The sequence below is a fragment of the Pontibacter sp. 13R65 genome (assembly GCF_047525655.1).
Taxonomy (GTDB): Bacteria; Bacteroidota; Bacteroidia; order Cytophagales; family Hymenobacteraceae; genus Pontibacter.
The window spans coordinates 20,878-40,814 of record NZ_JBLIQL010000032.1; the positions used below are offsets into that span (position 1 = coordinate 20,878).

The following is a 19,937-nucleotide window of genomic DNA, read 5'->3' on the forward strand; positions in this document are numbered from 1 at the left end:
TTCCTTGTCATGAAGAGAATCCTTTTTTATACGCTTTTAACCACTGTGGTCGCTGTGGCTGGATGCAAAGACTACCTGGAGCAGGCAGTGGACCAGCGCACCCAACTCAACTCAGTTGTAAAGGTGAGCGAGTTACTGGCCACTGCTTACCCACAAGCCGATTATGCCACTTTTACAGAAGCGATGTCGGACCTTGCCCTCGACAAAGGACCTGTTTCCGGTGCTACTATAGATGAACGCAACCGGAACCCTTACTTTTTTCAGGATGTGCAGAACAAGGCGCAGGGTTCTCCTGATTTTTACTGGAATGCCTGTTATGCAGCCATTGCCGCTGCTAACCACGCCCTCGAAGCCATAGACAACGCTTCTAACCCGGAAGATTACACTGCCCAGCGAGGGGAAGCACTGGTTGCCAGAGCGTATGCCCACTTTATGCTGGTAACACTCTACGCTAAAGTCTACAACCCGGCCACGGCTGCCACAGATGCAGGTGTACCCTATGTAACAGCCCCTGAAAAGGTGGTACTGGCACAATACAACCGCGGAACGGTAGCGAGCGTGTATCAACAAATAGAGTCAGATCTTACTACAGGGCTTCCGCTGCTCAACAACAATGCCTACCGGGTTTCAAAATATCATTTCAACACGGCCGCTGCTCATGCTTTTGCAACTCGGTTTTATCTCTTTAAAAGGGAATACCAGAAAGTACTGGACCATGCCAATCAGGTTTTTGCCGGAGGCAACTTAGAACCGAACCTCAGGCCCTGGGTTAGCGTCTATAGCGTCCAAACTGCCAACGAAGGCCTGGCGCTTTACACGCAGGCCAGCCAAAATGCTAACCTGTTGCTGGTGGAGGCACCTTCGCTGTGGGCACGGTTTAATGCCACTTACCGCTATGGTTTTGCTGCCCCCATTGTAAACTACTTCTTCCGGAGCAGCAACGTAACCGGTGCCCGCTGGGTGCAGCCCTTGTACTCGCAAGGCTCCAGTCACTCGCTTATACTTAAGTTTCGGGAGCATTTTGTGCGGACAGATCCTAACGCCGAAATAGGAACGGCCTATACTATCTTCCCACTTTTTACAACAGAAGAAGTATTGTTTAACCGGGCGGAGGCTGCGCTGGAGCTAAACCAGCTAGATCAGGCCCGGTCCGACCTGAACATGTATGCACGCAACCGTATTGCAAATTACAACGCCACCACGCATGCTATTACCAACGAGAAGCTAAGAAGCTTTTATGGCACCTCAGATCAGAAGCAGGGGCTGCTGCTGACCCTGCTGGATTTTAAGGCTGCCGAGTTTATTCAAGAGGGCATGCGCTGGTTCGACATACTAAGGCACGGCATTACAGTAGTACACCCTACCGTAGATGGTCAGACCTACACCCTTCCTCCTAACGACCCAAGGCGGGTATTGCAAATACCACAGGAAGCCACGCTAGCAGGCATAGAGCGTAACCCCCGTTAAGAAATCAAGATTTTAACATGAAGAAGAACCTAAATAAGCTCCTCTTGTTGCTACTGACTACATCTTTGGCAGTTTCCTGCTCCAAAGAAGAGGACGTAGAAATAGCTAATATTAACTTTACGCCGGACAAGTTAGCCTCCAGCGCTGTAGATACCTGGCTCCTGGAGAACTATGTGAAGCCCTATAACATTGAGGTGAAATACCGCTTCGATCGCTACGAAGTAGCACTCGACCGGGTACTATCTCCTGTGCAGGAGAACAAGGTTATTCCTGTAATGGAAACCATTAAACACACTTGGATTACTCCGTACGAAGCAGAGGCAGGACCAACGTTTATCAAACGATTATCGCCGAAGCAATTTGTGCTGGTAGGCAGCCCCTCTTATAACGAAAACGGAACCATTGTGCTCGGCACGGCAGAAGGTGGCCGTACCATCACCCTCTTTGTGATAAACAGATTTGCTAAAACTGAAAAAGGAGAAGTAAGGGAAATATTAAATACCATTCACCATGAGTTTGGCCATATCTTGCACCAAACCATAATGTACCCTGAAACTTATAAATCTATTACTCCCTCCTACACAGCCAGCTGGAACGACTACTCTCTTGCTGATGCCAGATCCAGAGGTTTTATTACCCAATATGCCCGCAACATCCCCGACGATGATTTTGTGGAAATGATTGCCTTTATGCTGGTAGAAGGTAAAGAAGGATTTGAGGCTGTAGTGAACAATGCCCCGGCCGAAGTGCGCCCGCTGTTCAGACAGAAAGAGCAGATTGTTGTGCAATATTTTAAAGATGCTTGGAACATTGATTTCTACAGCTTGCAAGCCAGAACCCAAACGGCCATTGCCACACTCTAGACCTCGACTATACTGATGAGAAAAATACTTTTTATTTGTCTGCTGGTGGTTACCTCCCTAACGGCCTGCGAAAAAGACAATGAACCTGCACCGGGAGAACGGCCGGAAGAGCGCCTGAATAAAACATTAAGTGAGTATAAAACACAGCTCACGGCTGCTCCTTTTGGCTGGAAGGCTACTTTATACCCGGCAGGTGGAGGAGGTTATAACTTTCTCTTTAGATTTACCGAAGACGACCGGGTAACAATGTCGAGCGATATAAGTCCGGCCACGGCCTCCGCCATGGAAAGCACTTACCGACTGAAGGTGATGCAGCGTCCTTCCCTCCTGTTCGATACTTATTCGCATCTGCACATTTTAGCCGACCCTGACGAAAGGATTAGTGGCGGCGTTAGAGGACAAGGAAGATTCTCCGACTTCGAATTCTCGTTTACAGAAGTTACCCCCGATGTTATTACCTTAGTCGGTAATACCAAGGGCAGTAAGCTGGTATTAACCAGAGCCACTCAGGCAGAAGCAGAAAGCTATATCGCTAATGCCACAGCCACAGCCCAGTCCCTGGCAAACATGAGCAGGTTCACTTCTTACTTTAAACGGCTCACCATTGGCTCCTCCGCCTTCGACATTAACGTAGACTTAACCTACCGAACCATAACTTTTACATACTCCGAAGGCGATGTAGCCAAAACCTTCACAACCAGTTTTATTTTCTCAAATGGAGGAATTTTATTGCAGGATCCATTTGCTGCGGCAGGCGTTAGCATCACCTCTCTTGATGCCATTCAGTATAACGGTACAAGCAACTCCTTCACTTTAAGTGTAGGTGGCCAGGCGGCAACTATTCAGGAAGCAGGCCGCCCTATTAAAGTGGACATCCAGGCTGCCCGTAATTTCCATAATGACCCCACAGAATATTGGGTAGCAGCAGGAGGCTTTACGATAAATGGGGTGGAAGATGCACATAACCTGCGCGCACTCTCAAACTTTTACCAGCTGAGTTTTTGGGCGAACTATGATGTGTACAACAATAGAAACTATGATTTAATGGGTTTTCTCTTTTTAGATCCTACCGGCCCTAGTCTTGAATTGCCATACGGCATAGCGGCTACTCCCTCTTTTACAGCAGATGGCCGCATCGTGTTCACCTTACTTGGTACTCTAGGCACTATTCCTGAGGCTCACCAGGCTGCTGTAACGGCTACTTTGCAGCAATGGACCGACAACCAAGGATATTACATAATCAGAACCAATGAATTTTCTGTAGACCTTGTAAGTGCCCGTGATGGTAAGGCCTGGTTGAGCTTGTTTAAATAGTTATCAATTATTCCACCTATCGAGGGCATGTACCTGCGTAGGTTATAACTAAATTTGCCAGATGCTTCGCAACAATAGAAGAATATTGTGCACACTGACACAAGCAAAGGAATAAGAACATTATTAAAACTAAAAAGGCTCCTTAAAGGAGCCTTTTTCATAATTTACAAATTGATTTGCCTTACTTCAACACTGCCAGGGTTGCACCGTCGCCGCCGCGTTCTTCAGCTTCTGAGCTAAGGCTGGCCACCTCCCGCACCGAGTACAGATAATCGCGCACGATCTGTCGTAGAATGCCGTTGCCACGGCCGTGGATGATCTTGATTTCGGGCATGCCAAGCATGATAGCTTCGTCTGTAAAGTTCATGACTTTGGTAAGAGCATCTTCGGCATATTCGCCTCTAATGTCGAGGATGGAGGTGAAGTCGGCCATGCGCTGCGTTATGTTCATGCCACGGGCAAAACCTCCGCCAGCTTCTGCTTTGGCTTTTTTCTTAGTGGCCACCTGCCCCTCTACCCTTTCCAGATTGTCTACTTTCACAATGGTTTTCATGCCGCCAAACATAACTTCGGCGGTTTTACCTTTGATGCCTACAATCTGCCCAATTGAGTCTTGCCCGATCAAAGCTACGTTGTCGCCTTCTTTCAGGGCACCGGCTGCTACGCGCTTGTAAGCTGGTCGTGGCTCCTCCTTCCGCACTTCAGTGGCGAAAGTCTCAAGCTCCTGGCGCGCCAGCTTGGTTTGTTCTTTCTCAGCCTGGCTTTGTTTAATTTGCTGAATAGTAGCCTCAATTTTCTGGTTCGCATCCTTCAGCAAGAGTTTAGCTTTGCCTTTGGCCTCTCGCATAATGTCCTGCTTGCTCTCATCAAGGAAGTTTTTAAGATCGGTATAATCCTTAACCGAGGATTTTAGCTTCCGCTCCTGTGTCGCCACTTCGCGGAGCTTATTTTCCAGCTCCATCTTCTCGCTCTCTAACTCCTCCAGCAGGCGGTCGTAGCGGATTTTATCTTTCCCGACCAGGCTGCTGGCTTTGTCCACGATGTGCTTCGGGAGGCCGATTTTGCGCGCTATTTCGATGGCAAACGAAGAACCAGGCTTTCCAATCTCCAGTTGGTAGAGTGGTTGCAGGTTCTTATGGTCGTAGCGCATGGCGCCATTCACGATGCCGGGCGTACGCTCCGCAAAGTTCTTCAGGTTCGTATAGTGCGTGGTGATTACGCCAAACACTTTGCTGTCGTTCAGGTTTTGGAGTACGGCTTCGGCAATAGCGCCACCCAGCACAGGTTCGGTACCGGTACCGAACTCATCAATCAGCACAAGGCTGTTTTTGTCGGCAACGGTCACAAACTTTTTCATGTTGGTGAGGTGGGAGCTATAGGTACTCAAGTCATTTTCGATCGACTGCTCATCACCAATATCGATGAAGATATCCTGGAAAATACCTGCTTCAGAACCATCGGCAGCAGAGATCAGCATGCCACACTGCAGCATGTACTGCATCAGGCCTACTGTTTTTAAACTAACAGACTTACCACCGGCATTAGGCCCTGATATAAGCAAAATGCGCTGGTCGCGGTTCAGCTGCAGGGTCATGGGTACAGTTGGCCGCCCCAGTTGCTTATGCGACAGGTACAGCAAGGGGTGGAATGCTTCTTTCCAGCTAATGTGCGGATATTTTACCAGTGTTGGCAACGAACCTTCTACCCGCCGGGCAAAAGCAGCTTTCGCCCTGATAAAGTCCAGCAGGCCCAGGTACTGGTAAGCCTTTCGCAACTCCGGCACGTGGCCGCGCAAGGTGTTGGTAAGGCCAATTAGAATCCGGATCAGCTCGCGGTTATAAGCGTTCTCTAAATCCTTGATGTCGTTATTGAGTTCGAAAATAGATTCTGGCTCAATAAACACAGTTTGTCCAGTATTTGACTCATCGTGGATCAGCCCCTTCAGCCGGCGCTTGTGTTCGGCCATAACGGGTATTACAAGGCGGCCACCTCTAATGGTTGGCTCTGCATCGCCTGGAGNAGTTTGTCCAGTATTTGACTCATCGTGGATCAGCCCCTTCAGCCGGCGCTTGTGTTCGGCCATAACGGGTATTACAAGGCGGCCACCTCTAATGGTTGGCTCTGCATCGCCTGGAGTCCAGCCCTGGCTTTTGGCATGTTTGATAATAGACTGTATCTGCTTCCGCAGAATACCCTGCTGGTAAATAAGCTCCCGCTTGAGCCGCTGTAGTTCAGGTGTGGCATCGTCTCGCACAGCCCCTGCATCGTCTACTACTTTGTCTAAAGCAGCTATTAAGGATCGTTCTACCGCCACGTTGGCACCCAAGGCTTTCAAGGCCTCAAAATTCCCTTCTTCCGTGCCCGAAATAAAGGTAAGGGAACCACGGATGGTTCTAAGCGACATCTTTATCTCGAAAAAAGCTGACACATCAAGGTAAGAGCCTTCCAATGAAGCTCTATCGAGGTAAGCGGTTACATCGTAATAGTGCTGCAGCGGAATTTCAGCATCCGACTCCAGCAATTGTTTAAATTCGTCAGTTTGTAGCAACAGTTTCTGCACCAGGTCGTGCCGGGTCAGGAACTGCATGCGGTTTACAAAATGGCGCCCCAACGGACTCAGGCAAAGCTCTGAAAGCATGTCGCGCACCTGCGTAAAACCGATTTTTATTTCAAAGTTATCTGGATAGATCAAGGTTATCTTTTAATTTGTGGCAAAATTAGCCTTTTTCATAACAATTTTGGATATCTGTTTCGTTCGTTACCATTACACTTTCAGCATCTAAAGTTAATTGCTGGCTGTTTTAGACCTAATTTCATATTATGGACTTTAAAACAATTTCTGTAAGTCCACCAAGAGCAGGCGGGCAGGACAAATCTTACAACCTGATTATCAGACAGTTAAAAACACAACATATTACCCTAGCGTGCTGAAAGACTTTTTTTGCTCTGGAAGGCCTTTTTCATTAGCAGAATTTAATTGATTACTTTAGGTTCCTGGCTTGCCGTTAAATGAACAGATACTGATGCAGTAGATGACCAAATAAACTTTAAAAGCTGCTTAGAGCTGGCACATGCAAAATCAACATTAAACATAAAATCCCTACTATAAGATTATGATCGTAGATAAACTTCAGAACGCAACGCGCTACTATGGCCTGCACCCCCTGTTCGAAAAAGCTTTTAATTTCCTTCAGTCCTTCGACATGGAAACCATTAACACCGGTAAGCACACGTTGCAAGGCGATGAACTTTTTGCAATTGTTTCGGAGGGAACAGGCGTGCCGCAGGACCAGACGCGGATGGAGGCGCATAAAAAGTACATTGATATACAGTACATCGTAAGCGGCGTAGACCGAATGGGCTGGCAGGACCTGAGCCTGTGTGCTGCTCCATCTGAACCTTATACAGCAGAGCGGGATGTGGCATTTTTCCCTGATAAGCCGAACTCCTGGGTAGATGTGCCGGCTGGCTTTTACACCATTTTCTTTCCGGAAGATGTGCACGCGCCACTGGGCAGCCCTACGCCGCACCGCAAAGTGGTAATCAAAATTGCAGTATAAGTTCGCTTGGCAGCAGGATAAGCCGCAATAGGGCTTTTCCTGCTCACCTAACATCAGAGCTCCTCCTATTACTTTTTACAATTTAAGTTACGCAGTAAGTATGAAAGCCGCCTTTCACCAGAACAAAACATTTGAGAAAATCAGCTATTCGGGGCAGGAGGTCTGGGACAGGGACTTTGAAAACTGCACGTTTAAAGTATGTGATTTTTTTGACAGCAAGTTTGCCGGCTGCCGTTTTACCGACTGCACCTTTATTGGCTGCAACCTTGCTATGATGAAGCTTTACCGGTCTACTCTCGGCAATGTTGTTTTTAAGGAATGTAAGCTGACGGGTGTAAACTTCAGCGACTGCGAAGATGTACTCTTTACTGTTGGTTTTGAAAACTGTATTTTGGATTATGCCTCTTTTATGCGTAAAAAAATGCCGAAAACCAGTTTCCGTAAATGCTCTCTTAAAGAGGTGGTGTTTAGCCAGGCCAATTTAGAGAAAGCAGAATTCGACGAAACAGATCTGGAAGGAGCCATCTTTAACCAATCGCAGCTCAAAGAAGCAGATTTTCGTAGCGCCTACAACTACGACATTGATCCGGAGCTAAATACAATTAAAAGAGCAAAGTTTTCGCAGCACGGACTTGCTGGTCTCCTTCGAAAGCATGCACTTCAGGTGGAGTAAACCAGATTAGATACAACTCAGAACAGTCGAAGCCATTAAAGAATGGCTGGTTTTTTTACTTCTGCTTTTACACAGCTGTTTATCTTTTGATTAGTCCGTTGATTATCGCTTCTAAGTTAGTGCTCCTCCAATTGATTCTTTAGAATATGGATTTGCTCTTTAAGTAATCATTAGCGGCCAATGGTAGACACGAGCGAGGACGCTCGCGCCAAAAGAATTTTAATTTCTAATTTGGCGCAGCACTAGCTCCCTTCTCAAAAATTTCTCCTAAAACTTCTCCTCTACTCCCAGCCCAAATAAAGCATAATCGTAGCGCACCGGGTCGTTTGGATCGAACGCGCGTAGGTGGGCGGTCAACTCTTCGGCTGTTTCCCAGTCCATTTGGCGGCGTGTAATCAGGCCTAGGCGGCGGGCTACCCGCTCTACGTGCACATCGCAGGGGCACACTAAATCGGACATAGGCAAATTGCGCCAGATGCCAAAGTCTACTCCGGCCTCATCCTGGCGCACCATCCAGCGCAGGTACATATTCAGTCGCTTACAGGCAGATTTTCGGGCTGGTGTAGAAATATGCTTGCGGGTGCGATGCGGCGCCTCTTCCAGGCTGAACACGGTGTTATGAAAATGCTCCAGGCGCTGCTTCTGAGTCTGCAATTCGTTCTGCGGTCCGGTAAAAGCGGTTTCGAGGCTGTGGTGCTGCCGGTAATACTGCTGGAAAAAGAAGAGCAGGTACAGCAGGTCTGTATCGTTAAAGGTACGGTGCTTAAAGCCCAGAAATCGTGGCAGGTCCTGCTCCTGGTGATGCAGTATAAAGTCGTGTGGCGCGTTGTCCATCAGGTCCATCAGCTTCAGGCAATTGTTGATGATGGTTTTGCGCTGTCCCCAAGCCATAATAGAAGCAAAAAAACCACTTATTTCGATATCCTGCTTTTTGCTGAAGCGGTGCGGAATAGAAATAGGGTCATGGGGTATAAAGGCAGGCTGGTTATATTTTTGAGCCCGGTCGTCCAGCAGTGCTTTTATGCGGTGGTACTCTGATTTCATGTTATAGGCGGTGGCTATTATGGAGGTTTGATTCTCAGTTATAAGCCATTTACTGGTGTAAGCAAAAAGCCTGAACTACCATAGCTCAGGCTCTATAAATCTTGTTGTCTGGCAAATTCTTCTAATGAATTAGCTCTTCCGGAGGCTATTTTGCTTTGAAAGTACCAAGGCTTGCGAGGTGCTACTCATCGCCCTACCCTGCTATGGCACATAAGAGAGCTCCACACGGAACCTCTGATCTACGGCTCCAAGTTTCTGATAAGCCTTTTTCGAAAGCTTAACAATCACTTTGTCGTTGGAACCGGTATCAGGTAATTTACCGATCACGCGCACATACACCACCTGATCGTTCATAGCGTTTTTAACCTGCATAATGGTACCCACAGGAGCCGACTTGTGCAGCGCCAGGTACTTGTTTGTGTCGGCTTTCGGATCTATCATTTCAGCCATGCCCGTTTCAAGCACTTTCTTTACGCCTGCCATATTCTCCTCTGCATCGTTGCGTGCGGTGGTTGTTTCGGCTGCAGTAGTAGACTCGGGTGTGGCAGTGGCAGCCGGCGTGCCGTATGTCTCAGCAGGAACAGTAGAGGCTATAACCTGCTCTGTAGCAGGGTTGTCTTTGGTCATAACATCGTCTGACTCCGGCACATATTGCGGTTTTGAGGAAGTAGCCGCTACATTTTTGCCTACTATTAGTTTAGAGCCGATGTTTACCTGGTTGCCAGAAAGCCCGTTCCAGGCTTTTATGTCTTCCACTCGTACATTGTGCATGCGCGAGATGGAATACATGGTCTGGCCAGGTTCTACCACATGCACTTTATCGCCGCGCTCAGTCACAACAAAGGTACGGTTACTGGCCGAAGCAGCAGGTGTCTTAGCGGCAGCAGGCGTAGTGGCGGCTGGTGTTGCCGTCTTAACCGGGGCTGCGGCCGCAGTTGCTGCGCCGCTTCTGTTGCGGGGAATAAGCACAATCTGTCCGATTTTGATCGTGCTTTCTACAGATGGGTTTGCTTCTACAATCTGAGCAACCGATACACTGTATTTTCTGGATAAGGCATAGAGGGTTTCTTTCGGCTCTACCTTATGCTGCACAAATAACTTTCCGTTTTTATACTCCACCCCCACAGAGTCGCGCACAGCGTCGGTACCCAGTGCTGCGGATGAAAATGAAAGGAAAGGCGCTGCTAAAAGGGCAGCAAATAATACTCGGATCATGGCTTTAAAATAAACTAACGGTGCAGGCTGAAAATCTGCAGAATTTCCTTTTGCTGTATAAAATATAAATCGCCCCTAAAGATAAAAAAAGTATCTGAACCAATTCCAGTTAATTCGGTAGCAAGGCATTCTGAGTGAGTTAAATTACCTTCTAAGTCAAAAATAAATAGAAAATTATCTAATGCCGCTGTTTGAGTTGACTGGTAAAAGCTCAGGAAGATATTTAACTCTGTTTCAGCATACTCAATGGCTTTAACAGGATGTACGGCAGCGGCATCTGACAAAAACGCCGCCACTTGTTCAAAGTAAGCCTCGCCCTCCAGGTACAACACCGGGTAAAGGCAATCTTTAAAACGGGTCAGGTTAAATGCCGCTACCTCGCTTGCGGCTTTAGCTTGGGCCACCTGTGGGTGCGCCTCCTCTCCTGCGGGCAGTTGCAGCAACCTGAAATCAGTACCTGGTTTGGCCACTTCGTGCGCAAAAATGCCCTGCTCGCCTATTCCGTAAAAAGCAAGATCCGGCTTTTGCCACTGTACCTGTCCGTTGGCAGCCAGGGCAGTAATACCTTTGTGCTGCCCCAGTTTACGGTCGCCATAACCGTGCAGCAACACCAACCCGGCATGCGCATCTTCCAGGCCTTGCCACCAGGCGTTTGCCTGTGGCAACCGGAGTTCCTGCAGTTCCAGGTTTTCGCAGCTGAGCACGAAAAAAGATGCCAGCAGCAGGTCGCCGTCCCTGATTTCCAGGGCCAGCTGTTGAGTAACGGTATCCAGCTTCATGCGCCAGATAGCGGCTCCAAAGTCATATTTAAATCTAAGGGAGATGATATGCTAACTTATTTTTTGCTAACTTATTGCTTTCTTTTAAACAGATCCCAAGTTATGAAATCTATAGCAAAGCAACGGCATGCGCAGCTCTTCTTCTATATGCTGTTATGTTTCGTGCTGCACGCTTCGGCTGCTTTTGCACAGGGCCAGAAGCCAAAAGTGTTTGTCATGAAAATTGAAACGGAGATAGATCCGCGCACCAACCGCTACAGCAAACTGGCACTGGAAGAGGCTACCCGCCAGGAGGCGGACCATATCCTGCTGGAACTAGATACCTTTGGCGGTGCCCTCAACGATGCCGATGAAATAAGAAAACGCCTGATGGAGTACCCTAAACCGATTTATGTGTTCATAAACTCGAATGCAGCCTCTGCCGGTGCCCTTATTTCATTGGCCTGCGACAGCATATACATGGCTCCCGGAGGCAATATTGGTGCCGCTACCGTGGTGGGTGCCGATGGGCAGGCTGCTCCGGGCAAGTACCAGTCTTATATGCGGTCTATTATGCGTTCCACCGCCGAATCAAACGGCCGCGACCCACACTTAGCTGAGGCCATGGTAGAAGCCAGTGTAGACAGCACGTTATCAGCCGGTCAGGTGCTTAGCCTCACCACCACGGAGGCCATAAAACTGGGCTTCTGCGAAGGAAAGGCAGCTACTATACCAGAAGTACTCAAGCTGCTCCGCCTGGAAGATGCCGAAATAATAGAATTTGAGTTAAGCACCACAGATAAAATTGTATCCTTTTTCCTGAACCCGTTTCTGAGCGGTATTTTGCTGCTCATAATATTAGGTGGCCTTTATTTTGAATTACAGACGCCTGGCATTGGATTTCCGTTGCTGGCGGCACTGGTGGCGGGCTTTTTATACCTCACGCCTTACTACCTGAACGGCCTGGCCGAAAACTGGGAAATACTGCTTTTCATACTGGGTCTGGTGCTCATTGCCCTGGAAATATTCGTGGTTCCGGGTTTCGGCATAACCGGTATCAGTGGCATTGTGCTGGTTTTTCTGTCGCTGGTGCTGGTAATGGTCAACAATCAGAACTTCGACTTCACGTTTGTAGCCTCTGATGATCTAATGAAAAGCATGATTGCCGTGGTTATTGGTATGGTGGGTGCCGTTGTGCTCATTGCTCTAACCTGGAACCACGTAGTGAGCAGCAAAGCGATGCAGCGGCTGGTACTAAAAAACACCTTCGAGAGCAAAGAAGGTTACCGTTCTGCCAGCAACACCGACCATTTGATAGGTAAAACCGGCATCGCTCATACCCGCATGGTGCCTTCCGGAAGAGTGCTGATAGAGGATGTGCTGTATGACGCGCAGGCGCTGGACGGCTACATTGAAAAAGGAGAAACCATACAGGTAATAGACCAGAGCACCTTTTCGCTACGTGTAAAGCGCATGGAAATTAAATCGGTTACTTAATTTTTGAGTTATGAAAGGGTTTTTGTGGTTGGAGTAATAGCCCCACAGCAGTACGGCTAAATGGGCGTGTCCAGTTTTGTTAGTGCTATAGCTCTTGCATCAAATGAAAATCATTTAACCTATTTAATAAAAAGGAGTTATCAAATAATGGTGCTACAGAGCAGACTACCTACAATTGCTACACAGCAAATGCTACAGAGCGACTACCCTTGCAAGGTGCACGATCTGACGATTTTTTGTTTGAGCGTTCAGCGAGTTCAAAATCGTCTTGATCTTTTTGGTTCTTTTTGTATCAAGACAAAAAGAACAAGAACTTCAGCTATGAAACAGCCTCACGCACCTGTCACTTCTTAGAGAAACTATGCGAACTTAGTCCCAAAGCAGCCATTGCTACGGTCTTTTGCCTATAAGTTACTTTCAGGATGGCAGCGAGGAATAATATTCGGAAATAAAAATACAGAAAGTGAAACAAATTAGATGTCAATAAACATTGCCATTTTGACATCCATTTAAATTTTCCCTCATAAAACTATTGTACTTCCCTTTTTAACTTCCAATAACCGAAATACTCAGCCACTCAAACCTAATTATTCTAATGAAAACAGCCTTCCGGAGGTATTTTATCCTTTTACTGCCCATGGCCTTTCTGTTCGTCTCCTGCAACGACAGCGCTAATGCCTTAGCCGAAGAAGCCGATGCTACCCTTTACTGGTCAGGTGAGTACATGGTGGATGGCTGCGGGTTTCACCTGGTCATAAACGATACAAAGTACAAACCTGAAAACGAAGATGCCATTGGCGATGCCTTTAAATCGGAAGAGCCGATGCAGGTTACTGTGAAGTTTGAGCGACTGGAGCAGCAAATAGACAGGCCTTGTGGTCTTTCTCCTCAAAGTAGAGCTATGGACGGAATCCGGGTAATCGCCATCAGCAAGAAGCAGTAGGTAAAGGCAACCGAGAGCGGCCTGGTGTACGCCTGCAGACACCCTACTGTACAAAAACGGACAGTCATCCGGCAGCGCCGCCGCAAAACCATCACTAATCCACTGTATAAGAACAACATACCATCCATGGCATATTTCTTGGCAACTGTTTAACAGCATCTGTTATATCAGCGCCTGCCATGGACCAAGTAATTGAACGAAAACGATACACGCCTAAAAAATTGGCCCTTGCGACTGCCGTTGTAGCTATACTCTTTTTTGGGTTCTACAACCTGCTACTGACCAAGAGTGTTTCCAGCTTAAACATAAACCGCGACCGCCTTACCATTGGCCAGGTGCAGGAGGGTGATTTTCAGGAGTTTATTGCTGTAGATGGTTCCGTTGATCCTCTTAAAACCTTTTACCTCGACATTATGGAAGGTGGTCGGGTAGAAAGGATCTACTCCGACGATGGGCGCATGGTACAAAAAGGCGACACCTTACTAAAGTTCTCGAACACGACCCTGCAGATTGACTTTATGACCCGCGAAACGCAGCTCTACGACTTAATGAATGAGCGGCAGAACTTCGAAATTAGCATGAAGCAGGACCAGATACGGCAGCTGAATGCGCTCGCAGAAATTGAATACAATTTGCAGACGGCCAGCCGCACGTACAAGCGCAATCAACTCCTGATAACTGAAAAGGCAATTCCGCAGGAAGAATTCGAAGCGTCCCAGGATCAATTTAATTACCTGAACAAGCGCAAGCAGCTGGTCGAACCCGCCATTAACCAGGATGCCCGCCTGCTGCAGGAGCGCCTGCGCCAACTCGATGAATCTATAAGAAGAATGCAGGCCAACATAAACATGGCACGCCACACCCTCAACAGCTTGTATGTAACGGCTCCGATATCAGGGCAGCTCTCCACCCTGAAGGCGCAGGTAGGAGAGTCGAAAGCAGCAGGAGAAAACATTGGCCAGATAGACGACTTAAGCGGTTACAAAATACGCGCCTCTATAGACGAACATTATATTTCGAAGGTATATCCTGGCCTTACCGGAAACTTTACCTTAAATGGGCAACAGCACGAGGTGGAGGTAATAAAGGTGTTTCCGGAGGTACAAAACGGTACTTTTAAAGTGGACATGGAGTTTGTAGACAGCAGTCCCAGAGGCATACGCAGAGGACAGAGCCTGCAACTAAAGCTGACGCTGAATGAAGGCAACAAAGCCATCCTAATCCCACGCGGCAGCTTTTACCAGAGCACAGGGGGCAACTACGTTTTTGTATTGGATAAGACTGGCTCCTTTGCGCAGAAGCGACCAGTCAGGCTCGGACGCCAGAATCCGCAATACTATGAGGTACTGGAGGGCTTACAACCAGGCGAAAAAGTTATTGTTTCGAGCTACGACAGCTTTGGCACAAACGAAAGGCTTCAGCTGAAGTAGCATTACTACTTACCTCAGCTGAGGCCTTTCGCTTGTGCCTTAACATCAGGGATGGGCAAGTCTCTAAATTAGCTGCCAGAAGATAATAGCAGTACAGCCACTAAGTTTACACCAAAGGCAATTCCCCAGTTTTTCCAGACCTTGCCCTGCTTTGTTTTTTTGGCTTGCTGGGTAAACCCTTTGTAATAATTCGGATCCTGCATCAAACCTGCATCCGGCGAATAAAGGTTTACGGCCTGAGGTGTGGTAGAGGAGCAGGCAATAGCCGGAATAAGTCCTATCAGAGGTGAAATTAAACCAGCCACCAAAGTACCTGTTGCAGCAGGCTTGTATCCATCGTAGTAAATTAAAGCATCTGAGCGACCTTTTGTATAATTGTCTACGCCAGAGTTACTTGCCATTACATACTCTTTCACCGGTTCGCTGTTAAACATATCGCTCGTGCCATTTTCGTAGAGCACCAGCAGTATCTCCGATTTTGGAAGTATAAAAGTTGGCCCGGTTTGGTTGTCAAATCGTTTGTATTTAACCTCTAATTGGCTGACTTCAAAAATTTTTGCCTGAATGTCCTCGCCTGTTCTGGTGGTAATAACGTCTTGGGCAAAGCAAAAGGCGACTGAAAAAATACCCAGAATAGTAGTAAGTAAAGTTTTCTTCATCTTATGAGAAGGATGATAATAATTGAGATATAAAAAAGGTATAGGATTAGCAGGTATTGCATTATATGCCGTAAAAATAGAAAAATAAATAACAACTTGGATTATTCACTCATCAAATATTAAAAAAATTTATCATCTCTTTCTGAGTCCGAGCCAATTCAAATTCTCCTAATGAAATAACCCTTCCAGAGCTAATTTTGGGTATTTCAGCTTGAGGTTAACATCCTTTTACCGAAGAATCTGAAGAAATGGTGATAATTGAGGGGCATGCCCTATGGGTAAAAAGGGATATTATCTTCAGGAAGGGTAATTTCATTAGAAGAATTAGCGGACTTTGGCCAGGTTTGGTGCGGTGCCCTCTGTTATACGCCGAATTGGAAGCGATTTGATCTTACTAGAGCAGGAACTGATTGTGCTCATACTCAACGGTAAAGCAACTGGGAATTGGGAATATTGGCTGGCACTGGTCGGCAGTTTCTTTTCAAAAAATCTCCTGAACTGCTGAAATACTCCCCCTGCTTCTGTATTTTTACACCGGACGGTAACGCATCCGGTCCTGGAACGAGAGCAAAAACTATGGATATACTTGGCATTATACCGGCACGCTATGCCTCCACCCGCTTCCCTGGCAAACCACTGACTGACATCAAAGGTAAAAGCATGATTCAGCGGGTTTATGAGCAAGCGAGCAAATCGAGCCTTACAAAAGTGCTGGTTGCCACCGACGATGAGCGGATTCTGGAGCATGTAATGGCTTTTGGCGGAAATGCTGTAATGACGAGTTCAAACCACCAAAGCGGCACCGACCGTTGTTTCGAGGCTTACCAGTTGCAGGAAACCCCCTTCAGCTACGTTATAAACATTCAGGGAGACGAGCCCTTTATTAAACCCGAACAAATTGACCTGGTGGCAGCTTGCTTCAGGAATCCCTCTACCCAACTTGCCACACTGGTAAAAGAGGTGAAGAGCCATGAGGAACTTTTTAATGTTAACTCCCCAAAAGTGGTGGTGAACCTGGCCAAAGAGGCCCTTTACTTCAGCAGGCAACCTATACCTTATTGCCGCAATGTAGCCATCGAGAGCTGGCACGAGCATCATGTGTATTACAAGCACATCGGCATTTATGGCTACCGCACCGACATATTAGAGCAAATAACTCAGTTACCTCCTTCTTCCCTGGAGCTGGCGGAGTCGTTGGAGCAGTTGCGCTGGCTGGAGCACGGTTTTCGAATTATGACGGCCCTTACCACCCTAGAAACCTTTGGAATAGACACCCCGGAAGACCTGCTGAAAATACAGGCTGCCCTGGCGGAAGAGTAGCCACAGCATACGCCCCACCGATATGAAGCATTATACTCTTCTACGATTTGTAAAGCTGAACCTCTACTTTTTCAGTGCCTACTGCCTGTTAACAGGGCTATGGTATGGCGTTACAAACCGTTTTGAAACGGAAGCTGCAACGGTGGTAAAAGAGATCATGCTAAATGCGGCTATATTTGGTCTGCTTTTTTCTCTGCTAATGCTTAGCTGGTACCGAAGAACAAGGCTATTACTGGCTACGACCAAAATATCATATGCGGAACTACAGCAGCGATTGTCGGCTATTGGCTTTGAAAAAGTGCCACAAGCTCAGAAATCTAAGATGGAGGTATATAAGCCTACCCCACCCAAGGCGGCAGCTATGGCCGGAAAGCTGTTCGTAAGTAAATCGCCAAGCTTTTATATTGTGGAGGGTCCTGCCCGGCTCCTTAAAAAACTATAGAACCTTTTATTTGCTGTGTATCAGACGGTTCATCCTCCGGCCTTTTTCGCTTTGTATCCAGCTGCCACCAGCACCTGCAGCACTTTATCACGGAAATCACCCTGAATCAGTATTTCACCGTCTTTAGCACTACCGCCCACACCACATTTGTTTTTCAGCAGTTTGCCAAGCTCTTTCAGGTCATTGTCTTTGCCTACAAATCCAGACACAAGCGTAACTTGCTTACCGGCTCTTGCCTTTTTATCGAGTTGTACTTTCAGGTTCTGTTGTTGCGGAGGCAATGTTTCGGTTTCCTGCCCCGGTTCATACTCGTAATTAAAATCCGAATTAGTGGAGTAAACTACCCCCTGTCTTCCTTTTTTGTTTTTATCGCTCATTTTTAAAGTGGCGTTACAACGTTTAACGATTGTGGCAACATTTTTACGCTAAAGGCAGAAGCCTCTCCCAGATACTCTCCATCTGCGTGGTACATGATTTTGTGCGCTGTTTGTACCTCCATCTGATCAGTTGTAAAGTACTCTGCCGTATCCGCACTTGCCTTTTGCTTGGTAAGCATGCTGTAACTCAGGTTCAGCGCCTTTATTACATCTAACTTTCTTACCAGGCATATGTCAAATAAGCCGTCTTTTATGTCGGCAAAAGGCGCAATGTAAGCATTGTTGCCATACTGCGCCGCATTTGCGATTGCTAACACGTAGCAATCGGTATCGATGGTTTTTCCGTTAATGCTGATGCTCACTGGCAGATGGTTGTAATGCAGCACTTCTTTTAGTACGAGTTCCACGTAGGTTTTGAGGCCTCGTTTTTTATTCCCTGCAAATACAGAACTGATATAAGCATCGAAACCAATACCCCCGGCCGTGAAAAAAGGATGTCCGTTAATGCTACCGCTGTCGATGCGGGTTATATGTCCTTCGTTAATAACTTTAAGTGCACCTTTTAGCCCCATTGGAATGAGCAGGTGCCGGGCTAGCCCATTGCCAGAGCCTTTTGGAAGCAGCGCCAGGGCAGTATTTGTGTAAAGCAAACCTCTTGCTACCTCATTCATAGTGCCATCGCCGCCAACGGCTACTACTATGGCACAGCCCTCTTCAGCAGCCTGCCTGGCAAGATCCGGCGCATGCCCCGCATACTCTGTAAAAACAACATCATGCGAATACTTTTGGTGGTCCAGGTATTCTTCTATCCGGTTCACAACATTCTCGTTGCTTCGAGGTCCCGATTTAGGATTAACGATGAACCTGATATGCGGCAGTGTCTGGGCCATACTGGAGTGTTTAGTTAAAATGTTTACTTCGAGAGCACCGGTGCTCCTAAAGCAAACTTTAATTTTTTTAGTATCCGTTGTAAACGGCAAAGCCTTTTTTGTTAGGATTCGGCACAAAATTAAGCCTTTCTGTGGCATAACAAAACGGCCCGTCCTGTTTAACTCAGGACGGGCCGTTCTGTTATGCCATCTAATTAAAAGTCCAGCTATAAGGTTCCTTAAGGTATACCTAGTTGAAGCCCGTTTTAATATAGTACTGGTCTATCAAATTGTTTAGTCCAAATGAAATGTCAGCACCGGAAGTTCGGCATGGTTAATCAGGTCTTCGGCAATACTTCCGCGCAGCAGGTGTGCAAAACCTGTTCTTCCGTGCGTTGCCATCATAATCATATCGGCTTTTATTTCGTTGGCGAAGCGCAAAATACCGTCTTCTTCGTTAGAGTCACTAAAAATGCTCATCGTATAATTCTGCAGTCCGTAGCGGTTAGCCACTGCCTGCATTTGCGTCTTCAGATTTTCATTCGACTCATAATTGCCGGGAGTATTGATGTAAACCAAGTGTAGTTTAGCGCCAAAGAGCTCCTGAAAAAATTTGAATTTAGAGAATGAATCATGTAGGTCTTTCTTAAAATCAGAAGCCAACACCAGGTCCCGCACCTCGAAGGTGGCATGGGGGCGCTTCACGGTCAGCACCGGGCAAGGTGAAATACGCACCACCTTTTCGGTATTGGAGCCTACCAGAAACTCATTCATACCGCTAGCTCCTTTAGAACCCATCACCACCAAATCAATATTTTCTTCTGAAATGGTGCGCTTTATTTTGTTAATTACATTAGCTGTGTCCACTTCTTCTGCTACCTCTACCCCCCTATCTAGAGCAGGCTGCATAAAGGCACGCATTTGCGCTTTGGTTCTCTCTAGCAGTTTCAGCGTAAACACATAGTCCATGTCCGTTCGAGTGTTCATGGTATCGCCTGTTGCACTAAACGATGAGGTGCTGTACGGCAGCTCCAGCACGTGTAGTAATTTAATGGTGGCTCCTGTCTTTTGTGCAATGGAAATGGCTACCTCAAAAGCATTTTTTGCCTGCTCTGAAAAATCTGTGGGGGCTAGAATTTTTTTCATGGTTCTATTTTTTGAGTGTTTCAGTTACTAATGCAAAAGTAATTGGTCAGCGCTTCCTCCTCAATGACAAATCTCAATCCGGAGGGTGACCTTTACTACATTTTCTCTATACGGAGAAAAAACAGGCGGCACCACTTTAAAAAGCAAAAGCCCACCTTACGGTGAGCTTTTGCTTTATGAGTGAGAATCTTTGCTGCTTAACCGATGCGTACGATCAGGTCGGCGGCTCTCTGGGAGTAGCCGGCCTCGTTGTCGTACCAGCCCACCACCTTCACCAGGGTGCCGTTCACAGAGGTCATGGCTGAGTCGAAGATGCAGGAGTGGGTGTTGCCCACGATGTCGATCGAGACGATCGGGTCC

General features: G+C 47.1%; 18 protein-coding genes and 1 pseudogene. 10 read left to right on the plus strand and 9 right to left on the minus strand.

Annotation, left to right across the window (positions count from 1 at the left end; genetic code table 11):
- Positions 1-9: 9 nt before the first annotated feature.
- From ACMA1I_RS21785 to ACMA1I_RS21795, 3 genes are read left to right on the plus strand one after another with little or no spacing between them, the layout of a single operon-like run.
- The gene (locus ACMA1I_RS21785; protein WP_337070604.1) at positions 10-1,467 is read left to right on the plus strand and encodes a RagB/SusD family nutrient uptake outer membrane protein; all 1,458 of its coding nucleotides are present in this window, start codon (positions 10-12) and stop codon (positions 1,465-1,467) included.
- A gap of 17 nt (positions 1,468-1,484) precedes the next feature.
- Complete coding sequence (locus ACMA1I_RS21790) at positions 1,485-2,330, plus strand: putative zinc-binding metallopeptidase (protein ID WP_337070605.1); 846 nt, start codon at positions 1,485-1,487, stop codon at positions 2,328-2,330.
- A 15-nt stretch (positions 2,331-2,345) separates the two neighbouring features.
- Positions 2,346-3,644 carry a DUF4302 domain-containing protein gene (locus ACMA1I_RS21795; protein ID WP_337070606.1) on the plus strand — a complete coding sequence of 433 codons (1,299 nt, stop codon included), beginning with the start codon at positions 2,346-2,348 and terminating at the stop codon, positions 3,642-3,644.
- A gap of 181 nt (positions 3,645-3,825) precedes the next feature.
- Here ACMA1I_RS21795 and ACMA1I_RS21800 read toward each other — a convergent pair whose 3' ends face one another.
- Complete coding sequence (locus tag ACMA1I_RS21800; protein ID WP_414703965.1) at positions 3,826-6,336, minus strand: endonuclease MutS2; 2,511 nt, start codon at positions 6,334-6,336, stop codon at positions 3,826-3,828.
- A 421-nt stretch (positions 6,337-6,757) separates the two neighbouring features.
- Between ACMA1I_RS21800 and ACMA1I_RS21805 the strand changes: the two genes are divergently transcribed.
- Together ACMA1I_RS21805 and ACMA1I_RS21810 are read left to right on the plus strand one after the other, a co-directional pair.
- Positions 6,758-7,204, plus strand: a complete 447-nt coding sequence (locus tag ACMA1I_RS21805; protein WP_337070608.1) for a YhcH/YjgK/YiaL family protein — start codon at positions 6,758-6,760, stop codon at positions 7,202-7,204.
- 100 nt (positions 7,205-7,304) lie between these two features.
- Positions 7,305-7,877, plus strand: a complete 573-nt coding sequence (locus tag ACMA1I_RS21810) for a pentapeptide repeat-containing protein (protein WP_337070609.1) — start codon at positions 7,305-7,307, stop codon at positions 7,875-7,877.
- A gap of 267 nt (positions 7,878-8,144) precedes the next feature.
- On the opposite strand, the gene ACMA1I_RS21815 is transcribed toward ACMA1I_RS21810, so the two are convergent.
- The 3 genes from ACMA1I_RS21815 to ACMA1I_RS21825 form a co-directional block, all read right to left on the minus strand.
- Complete coding sequence (locus ACMA1I_RS21815) at positions 8,145-8,921, minus strand: TIGR02757 family protein (protein WP_337070610.1); 777 nt, start codon at positions 8,919-8,921, stop codon at positions 8,145-8,147.
- Positions 8,922-9,122: 201 nt separating this feature from the next.
- Positions 9,123-10,136, minus strand: a complete 1,014-nt coding sequence (locus tag ACMA1I_RS21820) for a DPBB and LysM peptidoglycan-binding domain-containing protein (protein ID WP_337070611.1) — start codon at positions 10,134-10,136, stop codon at positions 9,123-9,125.
- A gap of 14 nt (positions 10,137-10,150) precedes the next feature.
- On the minus strand, positions 10,151-10,915 hold the full coding sequence (locus ACMA1I_RS21825; protein ID WP_337070612.1) for a DUF4905 domain-containing protein: 765 nt from the start codon (positions 10,913-10,915) through the stop codon (positions 10,151-10,153).
- A 102-nt stretch (positions 10,916-11,017) separates the two neighbouring features.
- On the opposite strand from ACMA1I_RS21825, the gene ACMA1I_RS21830 reads away from it, so the two are divergent.
- From ACMA1I_RS21830 to ACMA1I_RS21840, 3 genes are all read left to right on the plus strand, one after another.
- Positions 11,018-12,391: an NfeD family protein gene (locus ACMA1I_RS21830; RefSeq protein WP_337070613.1), complete on the plus strand. Its 1,374-nt coding sequence runs from the start codon at positions 11,018-11,020 to the stop codon at positions 12,389-12,391.
- 595 nt (positions 12,392-12,986) lie between these two features.
- Entirely contained in the window at positions 12,987-13,334 is a 348-nt protein-coding gene (locus ACMA1I_RS21835; RefSeq protein WP_337070614.1) for a hypothetical protein, read from the plus strand.
- Positions 13,335-13,513: 179 nt separating this feature from the next.
- A complete protein-coding gene (locus ACMA1I_RS21840; RefSeq protein WP_337070615.1) occupies positions 13,514-14,764 on the plus strand; it encodes an efflux RND transporter periplasmic adaptor subunit in 1,251 nt (416 codons plus the stop codon).
- Positions 14,765-14,832: 68 nt separating this feature from the next.
- On the opposite strand, the gene ACMA1I_RS21845 is transcribed toward ACMA1I_RS21840, so the two are convergent.
- On the minus strand, positions 14,833-15,423 hold the full coding sequence (locus ACMA1I_RS21845) for a hypothetical protein (RefSeq protein WP_337070616.1): 591 nt from the start codon (positions 15,421-15,423) through the stop codon (positions 14,833-14,835).
- Positions 15,424-15,999: 576 nt separating this feature from the next.
- On the opposite strand from ACMA1I_RS21845, the gene kdsB reads away from it, so the two are divergent.
- Both kdsB and ACMA1I_RS21855 read left to right on the plus strand, forming a co-directional pair.
- A complete protein-coding gene (kdsB, locus tag ACMA1I_RS21850) occupies positions 16,000-16,743 on the plus strand; it encodes a 3-deoxy-manno-octulosonate cytidylyltransferase (RefSeq protein WP_337070617.1) in 744 nt (247 codons plus the stop codon).
- Positions 16,744-16,765: 22 nt separating this feature from the next.
- Positions 16,766-17,185: a hypothetical protein gene (locus ACMA1I_RS21855; protein WP_337070618.1), complete on the plus strand. Its 420-nt coding sequence runs from the start codon at positions 16,766-16,768 to the stop codon at positions 17,183-17,185.
- Between the two features lie 29 nt (positions 17,186-17,214).
- On the opposite strand, the gene ACMA1I_RS21860 is transcribed toward ACMA1I_RS21855, so the two are convergent.
- From ACMA1I_RS21860 to ACMA1I_RS21875, 4 genes and pseudogenes are all read right to left on the minus strand, one after another.
- Entirely contained in the window at positions 17,215-17,562 is a 348-nt protein-coding gene (locus ACMA1I_RS21860; protein WP_337070619.1) for a translation initiation factor, read from the minus strand.
- 2 nt (positions 17,563-17,564) lie between these two features.
- Positions 17,565-18,452: a diacylglycerol kinase family protein gene (locus tag ACMA1I_RS21865; RefSeq protein ID WP_337070620.1), complete on the minus strand. Its 888-nt coding sequence runs from the start codon at positions 18,450-18,452 to the stop codon at positions 17,565-17,567.
- Positions 18,453-18,725: 273 nt separating this feature from the next.
- On the minus strand, positions 18,726-19,577 hold the full coding sequence (locus ACMA1I_RS21870; RefSeq protein WP_337070621.1) for a universal stress protein: 852 nt from the start codon (positions 19,575-19,577) through the stop codon (positions 18,726-18,728).
- Between the two features lie 197 nt (positions 19,578-19,774).
- Positions 19,775-19,937: pseudogene (locus ACMA1I_RS21875) on the minus strand (type I glyceraldehyde-3-phosphate dehydrogenase); the annotation flags it as partial.